The 12473-nt window shown below is 57.2% G+C and carries 13 protein-coding genes and 1 pseudogene; 8 read left to right on the forward strand and 6 right to left on the reverse strand.

The window, feature by feature from the left end; genetic code table 11:
• Positions 1–118: 118 nt before the first annotated feature.
• The 5 genes and pseudogenes from HGP16_RS08905 to HGP16_RS08925 all read right to left on the reverse strand — a co-directional run.
• Positions 119–277, reverse strand: a pseudogene (locus HGP16_RS08905) (nucleotidyltransferase); the annotation flags it as partial.
• 523 nt (positions 278–800) lie between these two features.
• Positions 801–1832, reverse strand: coding sequence for an extracellular solute-binding protein (locus HGP16_RS08910; RefSeq protein WP_246705507.1), 1032 nt, complete (start codon positions 1830–1832; stop codon positions 801–803).
• 85 nt (positions 1833–1917) lie between these two features.
• The gene (locus HGP16_RS08915) at positions 1918–2670 is read right to left on the reverse strand and encodes an ABC transporter permease (protein WP_168840062.1); all 753 of its coding nucleotides are present in this window, start codon (positions 2668–2670) and stop codon (positions 1918–1920) included.
• Positions 2671–2767: 97 nt separating this feature from the next.
• A complete protein-coding gene (locus HGP16_RS08920) occupies positions 2768–3667 on the reverse strand; it encodes an ABC transporter permease (RefSeq protein ID WP_168839668.1) in 900 nt (299 codons plus the stop codon).
• A 3-nt stretch (positions 3668–3670) separates the two neighbouring features.
• On the reverse strand, positions 3671–4777 hold the full coding sequence (locus HGP16_RS08925) for an ABC transporter ATP-binding protein (RefSeq protein ID WP_168839669.1): 1107 nt from the start codon (positions 4775–4777) through the stop codon (positions 3671–3673).
• A gap of 231 nt (positions 4778–5008) precedes the next feature.
• Between HGP16_RS08925 and HGP16_RS08930 the strand changes: the two genes are divergently transcribed.
• From HGP16_RS08930 to HGP16_RS34535, 5 genes are all read left to right on the forward strand, one after another.
• Entirely contained in the window at positions 5009–5713 is a 705-nt protein-coding gene (locus HGP16_RS08930; RefSeq protein ID WP_168839670.1) for a GntR family transcriptional regulator, read from the forward strand.
• A gap of 97 nt (positions 5714–5810) precedes the next feature.
• Positions 5811–7172, forward strand: a complete 1362-nt coding sequence (locus HGP16_RS08935; protein ID WP_168839671.1) for an aspartate aminotransferase family protein — start codon at positions 5811–5813, stop codon at positions 7170–7172.
• Positions 7169–8881, forward strand: a complete 1713-nt coding sequence (locus HGP16_RS08940) for an acetolactate synthase catalytic subunit (protein WP_168839672.1) — start codon at positions 7169–7171, stop codon at positions 8879–8881. The genes HGP16_RS08935 and HGP16_RS08940 overlap by 4 nt, the downstream gene beginning before the upstream one ends.
• Entirely contained in the window at positions 8878–9651 is a 774-nt protein-coding gene (gene fabG / locus HGP16_RS08945) for a 3-oxoacyl-ACP reductase FabG (RefSeq protein ID WP_409526826.1), read from the forward strand. The genes HGP16_RS08940 and fabG overlap by 4 nt, the downstream gene beginning before the upstream one ends.
• A 43-nt stretch (positions 9652–9694) precedes the next feature.
• Positions 9695–10420 (forward strand): response regulator transcription factor, encoded by a 726-nt coding sequence (locus HGP16_RS34535; RefSeq protein ID WP_168839674.1) that lies wholly within the window; start codon positions 9695–9697, stop codon positions 10418–10420.
• 89 nt (positions 10421–10509) lie between these two features.
• Here the strand turns inward: HGP16_RS34535 and HGP16_RS08955 are convergent, their stop codons facing one another.
• A complete protein-coding gene (locus tag HGP16_RS08955; protein WP_095436095.1) occupies positions 10510–10863 on the reverse strand; it encodes a MarR family transcriptional regulator in 354 nt (117 codons plus the stop codon).
• 99 nt (positions 10864–10962) lie between these two features.
• Here HGP16_RS08955 and HGP16_RS08960 point away from each other — a divergent pair, with 99 nt between their 5' ends.
• The 3 genes from HGP16_RS08960 to HGP16_RS08970 are packed head-to-tail and all read left to right on the forward strand — an operon-like array spanning position 10963 to position 12472.
• Positions 10963–11502 carry a hypothetical protein gene (locus tag HGP16_RS08960; RefSeq protein ID WP_168839675.1) on the forward strand — a complete coding sequence of 180 codons (540 nt, stop codon included), beginning with the start codon at positions 10963–10965 and terminating at the stop codon, positions 11500–11502.
• Between the two features lie 2 nt (positions 11503–11504).
• Positions 11505–12173 carry a lytic transglycosylase domain-containing protein gene (locus HGP16_RS08965; protein WP_168839676.1) on the forward strand — a complete coding sequence of 223 codons (669 nt, stop codon included), beginning with the start codon at positions 11505–11507 and terminating at the stop codon, positions 12171–12173.
• Positions 12170–12472: a TrbC/VirB2 family protein gene (locus tag HGP16_RS08970; RefSeq protein ID WP_007694680.1), complete on the forward strand. Its 303-nt coding sequence runs from the start codon at positions 12170–12172 to the stop codon at positions 12470–12472. The genes HGP16_RS08965 and HGP16_RS08970 overlap by 4 nt, the downstream gene beginning before the upstream one ends.
• Position 12473: the final 1 nt, after the last annotated feature.

Consider the following 12473-nt stretch of genomic DNA (forward strand, 5'->3'; position numbering starts at 1 on the left):
TCCCCTTCCGTCTACTACTCTCTGTAGAGGGGTGACATTCCAGTCACCGGTCAAGAACCAGTTAGTTTGGGAGGTTGCCTTTATTGCATGATAACCTCCCACGCCTTCACGGCGCACCATAGGAGCCGAAGAGAATGATCTTGAGGATACGCCCCTTCTTCTTAAAATCGGCCGTGCCTTCCTTCAGCACATCCTCGAATTCCTCATGCACGATTTCGACAATTCGCGACAATTCCGAGCGCTTGCGCTCCGGCAGATGATCAAGGCTGCACTTCATGGAGAGCGGGACCCTTTCTGATGATTCCAGTTCTAGGTACGATCCGGTTGCAATGCCAGTCCGATATCCAATTTATGCCGCCATATGGCGTAGCAGAGGCTTCAGCCCTTAGATCGAATTTGGATTTTGAGGGCGCCTGCTTAATAATCTGCTTTGCGTAGGTCACGGTAAATCCGCACGTTCCCTTTATGTTCTGATATTGCAAATCAGAAGTCAAGTTGGACTTCTGAGCATTAAGGTGCTGGTTCATCTCATTAAATGCCGCCGATAAAAACGCAAACCCCAAACGAGAAGGTAGCGGCGCGCGACAAAAGGGGTAATTCTGCATCGTTACGAGGCCTCGTTAGGCAAGAGAGGCCCGCCCAGCTCCGAGCATTTCTGCTCGCAGGCGGACCTCCTGCGGAGGTGCACTGGGGTGCGTAGGCGTCAAGCGTTCATTCAATGAGCAATCGCTGAACACTCACTTTCCAGATGTCGTGCATCCCATGGTTACGTCCAATGTTTTTCACGTCGTTATCGTGCCTTAGCGAACCCAGTTGTTCCACCGCTCCAATAGCTCAGCGGCGTGCTCGTTGATCCATTTGGCATCTGGAATGACGATACTGTCGCGCACGTCTTCGGCGCTCGGCATCTGGTCGCGAACTGCTTGCGGCATCATCATAATCGCCGCGCTGTTGGGTGGCGTGCACAATAATGCCTCGCAAACCTTGGCCTGGATGTCGGGGGAATCCAACCAGAAGGCGATGAGCTTCAGTGCATTGTCCCGATTGGGCGCCCCTTTGATAACCGTGAGACGATCGCCCACCAGAAATGCTGCCTTGTTCGACCAAGCGATTGAACGTCCCTCTGCCTTGAGCGCGCTTGCCCTCGTTAGCCAGATCTGCCCAATACTGTAGTCGTTCTCACGGAACCCCTGGACGCTCTGATCCCCGGTTTTCCACCACAGCGAGATGGACGGCCGCAACGCGTCAAGTTTCTCAAGGGCGCGATCGACGTCGAGCGGAAACAGGTTCTCGCGTTTGACCCCATCTGCCAAAAGGGCAGCCGCCATGACACGCCACGGATCGTCAAAATTCGGAAACGAGCGCCCGCCCGGGAACGTTGAAGTATCCCACATATCCGCCCAGGTCACGGGCTGCTCGCCTTTGAAGGCTTGCGGATCATAGGCCATCAATGTGGCTGTCGAAAACAGCCGCACACCGGCCGGGATGCAGGCATCGGGAACGAGATCCTGACGGTCCTTAAACTGTGCGCAAAAACCGTCAAGCGGTTCGGAAATCGCGAGATGATCCTTTGAGCTCACCTGGATTTCTCCATCGGGGTATAGATCCCAGCTGACATTGCCGGTTTTCACCATCGCGGTCGCCTTGGCGCGCATCTCCGCATTGGTTGCCGCTACGGAAACGACCCGGATACCGGTCTTAGCGGTGAATGGCTCGAACCACCATTTGCGTAGCGCCGCATCATAGGCGCCGCCGGTCGTGGCGATCACGACCTGCTCGCTGGCAAATGCTGGATCGGGCGTTTCTCCCACAAGAATGGCTGCGCAAAGCATAGCAATGCCGCTCAGCCGGATGGCTGCTCTTTTTGTCATCAATGTTTCCCTCTTATGGTCCCGCCTGCAGCGGGTGTTTTTGCCGCTACTGCTGCTCCCGGCGGCTGTTCAGGAGATGTATGGAACCCATCAAAAGCAGCGAAACGGCAACAATGATGACCGAGACGGCGGCAATGACAGGTGTCAGGTTGAAATCGATATCCTCGAACATTTTCCGGCTGATCGTCTTACCGCCGGTGTCGGAGATGAAGAAAGCTACGGTCGCTTCGTCGAAGGAGGTCAGGAAAGCAAAGACTGCGGCCGTCGCGACGGCCGGCGCGAGATTGGGAAGTGTCACGGCAAAGAAGGCTCTGAGCCGTCCCGCTCCGCAACTCAGGGCCGCCAGTTCCAGCAACGGGTCCATTCTCTCCAGCGCTGCGGAAACGATGATGACGACAAAAGGCACCGCAAGAACCGAATGGGCAAGGACGAATCCGGTCAGATTTCCTGTCAGTTGTAAAGGCGAGAAGACCAGATAGAGCGCTACGCCGAAGACGATGGCCGGCACAATCATCGGCCCGAGGCAGAGGGCCTGTAGCAGTGCCTTGCCCGGTAGTTTGCCACGTACGAGAGCAACCGCCGCCATCGTCCCAATGGTCGTCGCTACCACTGTGGTTACTGCGGCGATCTGTAGGCTGAAAATGGTCGAGTGCAGCCAATCGGGATCGGATAGATATGCCTCGAACCATCGTAGCGTCAGTCCCTGCGGCGGGAACGTGATATAGGAGGCGTCGCTGAGCGCCAGCGGTATCACCAGCAGCGTCGGAAGGACGAGAAAGAACAGCACCGCCGCAATCATTAGATTGGATGCATGTCGTGCCACCCGTGGCCAGACCGGGCGATACCGGCGAGCATCGGATGACGATGTTGCCAATCGCTGCCTCAAGGGTTGAGATTCAATGGACACTGTTCAAACCTTTGCTGAAAGAGAGCGCGCGGCGAAAGAGCAGCACCAGCAGTAATGTCGCGGTGAGCAGGATGACTGATAGGGCGGCCGCAAATGGCCAATCCAGAAGGACGATTGTCTGCTGACCGATCAGGGTCGCCATCATCAGCGCGCCGGGTCCACCGACTAGGGCGGGGGTGATGTAAAACCCGATGGCGAGAATGAAGCAGATGACACAACCGGCGAAGACGCCGGATAGGCTGAGTGGAAAGGTCACGCGCCAAAAGGCGACGATCCGGCTGGCGCCGAGATTTCGTGCCGCCTGCTCATAAGCGCTCGGCACGGAGCGCAAGGCGGAATGGATCGGCAGGATCATGAAGGGCATCAGCACATGCGTCATCGCGAGAATGACAGCGCCCTCCGTATAAAGCATTTTCAACGGTGTCGAGATAACACCGAGCTGGATCAGCCCGTCGTTGATGATGCCGTTGCGACCTAGCAGCACGATCCAGGCATAGGAGCGGACAAGCACCGAGGTCCATAGCGGAATGAATAAGCATGCTGTTCCGAGCTTTGCCAACTTGCCCCGCATGCGCGCGATCGCATAGGCGGTCGGATATCCAATTGCAAAGCAGGCAACGGTCACGATCGCCGCGATGCGGAAGGTTCTGAGTAGGACCTGAATATAAAGTGGGCTGTCGAAGACACGCTGGTAGGGGGCAAGCGGAGCTTCCCCGGAAAGGCTGATACCGACAAGCCTGACCACCGGATAGATGAAGCCTCCCGCCAACAGGAGGAGCAGCGGTAGGATGAGCAAGATGGCCAACAGTGGCGAATAATGTTGGCTCGACCCTGTGAGGATCCAGTTGCGGAAAGTGCCGATCGATTGTTTCGCGAAGGATGATGCCATGGATTAGACCTCCGCTTTTGCAAACAACCGCAAGGCGTTCGCTTCGGGGATGACGTCAACCAGGTCTCCTTGACGAAGGCCTGCGGCCACATGTCCGACGGGCATCTGGATCTGGAGCAAACGGTCATCGCTGTTTTGGGTTCGCACGAAGAAGAGGAAAAACGAACCGGCGAACACAGTTGCGTCTATGGTGCCCGTCAGAATGGCGCCGCGGTCGCGGCCATGAGGTGCTAACGACAACCGTTCGGGGCGAACCGCGATACTGACAGCTTGGCGAGAGGCAAAGGGGCTTTCCCCGTCTTCGGCAGCCGCCGTAGCAACGACGTTGCCGCTTTTTGGCCGTACCATGTAGTTCCCGCTATCTTGACCGAGATATTCGCCGTCGAGAAAGTTCATGCGACCAATGAAGTCTCCGACAAAGGCTGAGACAGGTGAACGGTAAAGCTCGAGCGGCGATCCCACTTGGGCTAGCCGGCCTTTTGCCACCACTGCAACGCGATCAGACATGGTGAGTGCTTCCTCCTGGTCATGCGTTACATAGACGACGGTCGCGCCGAGTCGTTGCTGCAAGCTCTTGATTTCCAATTGCAGCGCCTCGCGCAGTTTCTTATCGAGGGCCCCAAGTGGTTCGTCCATCAAGAGAACGGGCGGCTCGAAGACGATTGCCCGAGCGACGGCGACGCGCTGCTGCTGGCCTCCGGAGAGTTGATGGGGATATCGATCGCCGTAGCCGTCAAGATGTACCTGTGCCAGTACCGCCTCAACCTTGCGGCTGATGAGATCTTTATCCATCCGGCGCATGCGCAACGGAAAAGCGATGTTGGCCGCCACCGTCAGATGCGGAAAAAGGGCATAGCGCTGGAACACCATTCCGATGTTGCGCCTATTTGGCGCCATATAGGTAACGTCGCGACGGCCGATCATTATCTGGCCATTGCTCGGGCTCTCGAAGCCGGCGATCATCGTTAGTAGCGTCGTCTTGCCGGAGCCCGAGGGTCCGAGGATCGATAGGAACTCACCTGCCCGGATGGCCAGTGAAATGCCATCCACGGCAAGCGATGTGTCATATCGCTTTTCAAGCCCTTGCAGCGTAAGTGCTTCACCAATCAAAGTTCCTCTCCTTATTGTTGTCTTTATGCAACGTGTTCGTTTGCGACGGCGTAGCGAGTTGTTCACCGATCGCTTGGCTTTCTGGTCCGGTTCCCGAGTTGAACTTTGGGAAGACGGAAATTTGCGAAAGTGCTATGACTTTTAATGTCACATAATGTTTACAAGTATGTCGCTTTTCATTTTTGTTGCAACAAAATAAACGCTTGTCAAAGGAAATTGGAGAAATTTTTAATGGAAATGGCACCGGAAGACGAAGGGCACCAGCAGCATCAGCCCAATCGATTGGGCGAAATGGCGTATCGCAACATGAAGGAGCGACTGATCCGAGGTGCTTTTTCTCCTGGAGACAAGCTCACAATTCGTGCGCTTTCGGAAATGCTCGATGTCAGCACGACGCCCGCTCGTGATGCCATCAACCGCCTGGTGATCGATGGGGCGCTCATTTATTCAGGCCCGAAAACCGTCATCGTTCCACACTTAAGATTGTCGGATCTCGAGGAGATTACGCAGATGCGCCTGGCCCTGGAAGGGCTTGCGGCGGCACTGTCCGTCAAGGCCGCAGGCGAGCAGACGATCGAAGAACTTGAACTACTTCAGGCGAAAATTGACACCGCATTGGATGAAAAGCGGTATTTCGACGCCCTTTGGCATAATAAGGAATTCCATTTTGCGATCTACCGTCTGAGCGGTATGCCCTATCTTTTGCAGGTGATCGAGACTCTTTGGCTGCGGGTTGGTGCGTCATTCAATGGCCTCTACCCGGAATTTTCCGAGACGCGCTACGGAGCTCGCAATCACCGTGCCGCGATAGAGGCGCTTGTTGAAAAGGATGCGGCCGCTGCCCGCGCCGCCATCGAGAGCGACATTCGTGATGGATTTCGTCAGATGAAAAAAATCACCGCAGACGGCGATCAAAGGAATCTCTGTCGCCGCTGACAATTTATGTTGCACTTTTCTTCTCTCCATGTTTTTTTGTTGCAACAAAAATGTGAACGGGATGCGAACGCGCATCTCTGCATGGAGAGGGCAAGGCATGCTTCATCAGGATTTTCCATCATTTCGACGGACGGCGCTCAGGTCGCGCTCGCAATATTTCTTCGAGCGTGGGCAGATCGTGTTTCCTGATGGAACCACGCGCGTCACCGTCGAGCGCGATCCTCTGCCGACGTACATTTCCCGTGGTGAGGGTGCCTATCTGGTCGATGTGGACGGCAATCGGCTCCTCGACCTCAATAACAATTTCACAACGCTGATTCATGGTCACGGTTACCTGCCCGTCGCCGACGCAATTGCAGATCTGCTGCAGAAAGGAACCTGCTTTTCCAATCCAACGGAGCACGAGCTGGGGTTGGCGGAATTGCTCGTGCAGCGCATTCCCGCGATCGAGCACATTCGTTTCGTCAATAGCGGCACCGAGGCCGTCATGTTCGCTATCAAGGCAGCCCGCGCCTTTACCGGGCGGTCGCGCATTGTCCGCGTCGAAGGAGCCTATCACGGTGCCTATGACTGGGCCGAGGTAAGCCAGGGCGCGTCGCCGGCGTCCTGGGGACCAGCGGACGCCCCTGCATCCACGACCTCTTATGCCGGCGCGCCGGCAAGTGTTGCCGAAGAGGTCGATGTGATCCGTTTCAATGATGTCGAAGGTCTGGAACGGAGGTTGGCCGCGTCGGGCGGCGACCTTGCCTGCATCCTGATTGATCCCATGCCGAGCAGGGCAGGTTTGGTCGCCCCTGAGCCAGCCTTCATCGAAGCCGTCTCCAATCTTGCCCGGCAATATGGCGTTCTCGTCGTAGCCGATGAAGTGCTGAATCTGCGGCAGGGATATCGCGGCGCATCGGCACGTTTCGGGCTCGTGCCGGATCTTATTGCTGCCGGAAAGATCATCGGCGGCGGCTTTCCAGTCGGCGCGGTTGGTGGTCGCAAGGAGGTGATGGGGGTCTTCGCAAGCTTGGGCGCAAGGCCAGCGCTGCCACAGGGCGGCACCTTTTCAGCCAATCCGGTTTCAATGGTCGCAGGAAGGGTGGCTATGGAGGCACTGACCTCGGCAAGCTTCGCGCGTCTTGATGAAATGGGTGCGCGTGTGCGCGACGGCCTTTCTGCCGCGATCATGCGCCATGACGCACCATTTATCGTCACCGGTTCGGCTTCGCTTTTTCGCATCCACCCAAAGCGGCAGATGCCCCGTGACTATCGGCAAGCCTTCCCGACACCGGAACAGAACAGTTGGATGACCAATCTGACAAGCCATTTCCGTCAGCTTGATATCCTCCTGCCCTTTGGAGCCGCCGCCTGCCTCTCCACGGCAATGACGAATACCGACCTTGATTTGATCGTCGAAGTCTTCGGCGATTTCCTCGAAACCTACGAAGCCGATTTTGCTGGAGCAATCGCATGACCATGAAGTCCTTGGAAACTGTCGCCCAATGCCTGGCTCGCTCGCTGGTGCGTCATGACGTTACCCATATATTTGCCCAGAGCCTACCATCAGCGCTGATCCTGGCTGCTGAAGCGGCAGGCATTCGCCAGGTCGCTTACCGGCAGGAGAATATGGGCGGCGCCATGGCCGATGGCTATGCTCGACGATCCGGAAAGATCGGCGTGGTGGCTGCGCAGAATGGTCCGGCTGCCACGCTGCTGGTGCCCCCCATGGCCGAAGCGCTGAAGGCGAGCGTTCCGATCGTAGCACTTGTGCAGGAAGTCGAGCGCGATCAGATGGATCGGAACGCGTTTCAGGAGCTCGACCATATCGCGCTCTTCCAATCCTGCACGAAATGGGTGCGCAGGGTCATGGTCCCGGAGCGAATCGAGGACTATGTTGATGCCGCCTTCACTGCCGCTGCCTCCGGTCGACCCGGGCCGGTTGCGTTGTTGTTGCCCGCCGATCTGTTACGCTCGGAGCTTGGTGTCAAAACGCCCTCACGCTCTCTGAATCTCGGTCATTGGCCGCTTGATCGATCGTCCCCTGATCGCGCGACTTTGCAAAGGGCAGCGGAGTTGATTGCGAATGCCCACAATCCCGTGGTAGTCGCGGGCGGCGGTGTCCTTGGCAGCGATGCCTGCCATGAACTGGCCGTGCTGCAGGATCTGGCTGTACTCCCAATTTTGACTACCAACATGGGTAAGGGCGCGGTTAATGAATATCATCCGCTTTCAGCCGGCGTCTTAGGATCGCTCGTGGGTCCGCGGTCGCTCGGACGCTATACGGCTGCTCTGGTCGGTGACGCAGACCTTGTCATTCTGATTGGAACGCGAACCAATCAGAACGGCACGGATAGTTGGCGGCAAATTCCTGCTGGTGCTCAGGTGATCCACATCGATGTCGACCCGCAGGAAATCGGCCGAAATTATCAGGCGCTGCGCCTGGTCGGGGATGCGCGTGAGACACTCAGAGAGCTTGTTCATGCCCTGAACGCGCAAGATCTATCCCAACGTCGAGATCAACGGACCGCTGTTATCGACCGCATAGCCGAGTGCTGGCGGCAGTTCGATGAGGATCGGCATCACCTCGTGCGTGCTACTGCGTCGCCGATCCGTCCGGAACGCATCATGGCAGAACTGCAGGCGTCATTGACGCCGCAGACGACCGTCGTTGCGGATGCAAGCTATTCATCGATGTGGGTCGTCGGCCAATTGCGATCGCTTACTTCAGGAATGCGGTTCCTGACGCCGCGCGGTCTTGCGGGGTTGGGGTGGGGCCTGCCTCTGGCTCTTGGCGCAAAGGCAGCCAGACCCGAGCATCCGGTGGTCGCCATCGTCGGCGACGGCGGGTTTGCCCATAGCTGGGCGGAGATGGAAACCATGGTTCGCTCCGATCTTCCCATCACCATTATCCTTCTCAACAACGGTATCCTCGGTTTCCAGCGGGATGCCGAGACCGTGAAGTTCGGGCGCTTCACATCGGCGTGCCATTTTGCGCCTGTCGATCATATGCGGATCGCTCAAGCCTGCGGATGCCCGGCAGTGCGCGTTGAGGATCCAGCCGAGCTCACGGCTCATCTACAGGGTGGACTGACAGGCAAGGGGCCGCTGTTTATCGAGGTCATGACAGATCCTGAGGCTCATCCGGCTTTGTCCTTGTTTGCCGGCTTAGATGAGGCGGCATGATGCCTAAGCCGTCTCGCATCGCCGTCGTGACGGGAGGGACGAGCGGTATCGGATTGGCGACGGCGCGAAAGCTATTGGCGGCGGGGCATTGCGTCGCCGTCTTCAGTCACAGCGCTAAAACTGTGACCGACGCAACTGCCGCGCTTTCCGCGGAGTTCGGATCTGGACGGGTCCTGGGCCGAGTTGTCGATCTGTCGGATCCTGTGGCTGTTGCCAATTTCTTCGAAGAGCTTTCATCGACCTGGGGAGATGCCGCAATTCTCGTCTGCAATGCCGGGATATCGCCGAAAGGCCCAGCTGGTCCTCGGCGGTTCGAGGACATTGGGCTGGAAGAATGGAACGAAGTGCTGGCCGTTAATCTGACCGGCACCATGCTATGTTGCCAGGCGGTCGTCAGGGGAATGCGACGGACGGGATTCGGACGCATCATTTTGATCGGTTCGCTCGCTGGGCGCACACGCCCTCGCATCGCCGGTGGCGCTTACGCCGCCAGCAAGGCAGCACTGGCCGGTCTTATGCGCTCGCTTGTCGGATCGTGCGGTCCTTTCGGCATAACCGTTAATCTCGTGGCACCGGGCAGGATCTTGACGCCCTTGACTGGCGATCCCAATACGCCAGCCAATCGGGACGCGGTCGGACGCATTCCTTCTGCCAGATTGGGAACGCCGGAGGACATCGCCGCTGCCGTTGCCTTCCTGGCGTCGGAGGACGCGGGCTTCGTTAATGGTGCTATCCTCGATATCAACGGGGGCGAATATGCGCCAGCCTAGAGCCATCACACGGTCCGGCGCGTCCGGCTTCAAGCGCTTCGACGTGGCGGCCTGCAACGAAGTCATCATCTGGACCTCCGATGCAGAGCTGTTCCTGCCGTTTAGCTATATTCTGAAGACGGAAGGCTTTATCCCCTCCGTGGCTTGCAGCGCAAACGATGTTCTGGCCTCCTGCACGGAGCGCTCGCCGTGCGCAGTCCTTTTCGATTGCACCCACGAAACCCAAGATGCCGTTTCCATATGTGGCGAAATCAGGCGAGCCACCACACATGACGACGAGGTCCGCCTGATTGCGCTCTTACGAAGCGAAGCGCAGCCCCTTCATCTGTCCTTGCTGCAAGCCGGTGTTGATGACTTCCTGTTCAGGCCGCTTTCACCGGAGAAGTTGCTGACATCTCTCATGCAGGCGACGGGACAGGCCATGGAAACGGCCCACTCAAAAATGGTCGCGTCGCTGGCTTTCGCCGACCTGGAAGTCGACGTCGACAGTCGCCGAATACATTGCAACGGTCACGACTTTGCGCTGCCGCCAATCGAGTTCAATATTCTACGTCATCTGATGAACAGGGAGGGACAGCTCTGCAGCCGTTCCGAACTGATTGCTTCGGCTTGGCCGGCTTCCGCCGAAGTCACGCCGCGAACCGTGGATGTTCACATTGGCCGCTTGCGCAAGGCGCTGGGAGAGTTGCCCGGATGTGGTGCTGTCATTCGCACCGTCCATGCAGCTGGCTATGTGTTCAAGCTACCGGGCTTACGAAAGAGTGAGTAAAGCCGATCAGCATAGTCTCTTTGTTTGGACCCTTCTCGGTTTTTATTGATTATTTTGATTCAGTTTGATTCGGCCGCTGAGATGATCAATTACCGCGCCTGAAAGCTCCGTAGCTTCTCGAAAATCTCCGGCGCGATCTCAAATTGACGGGCCTTGCCGCGCCCCATGGAATTCTTCACGAACGTCTCGGTCAAGATCCCACGTTTCACCAGCGGCTCGATTGTCTCCGTCACGCCCATACGTGTGAGCTTCGTAATTTCGACTATATTTGAGATAGTTAGTGCCTGATGAGCTTGGTTCATGATGTAAAGAACACTCATCATGCCAACCTGTTTCAGCCTGGATTGCGGTGTCTCGTCTTCCTGCGGATTATCCATGATTTCGTGCAGGATGAAGGCTGCAAACGAAAGACTGTGCCACTGCGTGGTTAGGGTACTTGTCATCTTTTTAACTGCATTATATAATTCAGTATAAACTACGAACGACGCCAGATTCGTCGCCGGACGGATCGTTTGATATCGCCACATCGAAGGATCATGCTGATGAAACGCCTTCTGGTTGGAACAATCTTCGCCATTGCCGGCTCCATCCCTTTATACCTCATTTCCGAGCGGCATGCGCGCGCCGATGATTGGGGATGTCAGGTTATCCTGTGTCTTTCCAATCCGGGTGGACCTACACAATATGCCGCCTGCCATCCGCCGATCAGCAAGCTCTGGCAGGAGCTTGCCAAGGGGCATTCCTTTCCCACCTGCAGCGGTGTCGGCTTCCGGGCATCGCGTCCCGGTTACGAGCCCTATTTCTGCAGTGACAGCTATCGCCTGACGACACGCTATGGCGAGCGCGGTCAACAGGAGACCTGCGTTTCGCGAACCCTTTCCAAGGTTGACGGCAGCTATTGCGCATCCGGTCGTGATGGCAGCGCAAGAGACGATGGGCTGGTGATATCGGCGCGTTGGCAGCGGGATGGCCGGCACATGCAGTGCATGGGCTATCCGACGGCGCGACCGAATGTGCGATCCGAACCCCATTATGTCGATGTGACCATCGACGGCGTTGGAAGCCAACGAGTGTGGTACTGATCATGGCGGTCTCCTTCACCGACCTTGCCCAGACCTGTGCGCCGGCGATTGCGATCGAAACGCTTGCAGCGGTTGTCAGTCTCGAAAGCCAGTTCCAGCCTTTTGATATTCGCGTGGGCGGGAGCTCATCTCTTCATGAACAGCCGAAGAGCAAGGCGGAGGCGATCGAAACCGCAACGGCGCTGATGGCGGAGCATAAAGATGTCCAAGTAGGGCTTGGCGGCATTGGCATCGCCGAATTGCGCAAGTTTGATCTCAGCATCGCGGACGCCTTCGACCCGTGCCTCAACCTCAAGGCAACGGCCACACTGCTCGATGGTTATTATCGTCTGGCCGAGCGCGCCGGCGCCGCGCCGCAGCAGGCTGAGCGCGTGATGCTGCAATCCTACTACGGGCGCTCCGATCCTTCGGTCGGAAAGATGGCGCAGTATGACGATCAGGTCCGACGCGAGGCCAAACGGCTTTCGAAAACGCTGTCCGCCATAGCGATAGGGCAGAGTGTCGGGCGGCCGACAGTTCCAGAATCCCAGTCCAGTGATCCGTCCTTGAACGGTGAGGAAGGGCGTTTGCCCGAACGGCCGGCGAAATTACAGTCTTGGGATGTCTTCCATGCAGCGCGGCAATCATCTGCGCTGATCTTCCAAAATGATCCCCCGGAGCAATCTGAATGATGTCGAGAATTAATATTCGTGCATTTGGCGTTACCGTTGCGATGGCAACTGTCCTTTCGATCGCCATGATCGAGCCAGCCTTCGCACAGAGCGCCGGCGGGATCGAGACGGTTCTGCAGAATATCGTCACCTTACTCACCGGCAACGTTGCCAAGCTCTTGGCAACGATCGCCGTCATCATCGTCGGTATCGCCTGGATGTTCGGTTACCTGGACCTTCGCAAGGCCGCCTATGTCGTGCTTGGTATCGGCATTCTATTTGGCGCCTCGCAGATCGTCAGCACGATTTCCGGGGGCTGAA

It is taken from the genome of Rhizobium sp. P40RR-XXII (assembly GCF_012641405.1).
Taxonomy (GTDB): Bacteria; Pseudomonadota; Alphaproteobacteria; order Rhizobiales; family Rhizobiaceae; genus Rhizobium.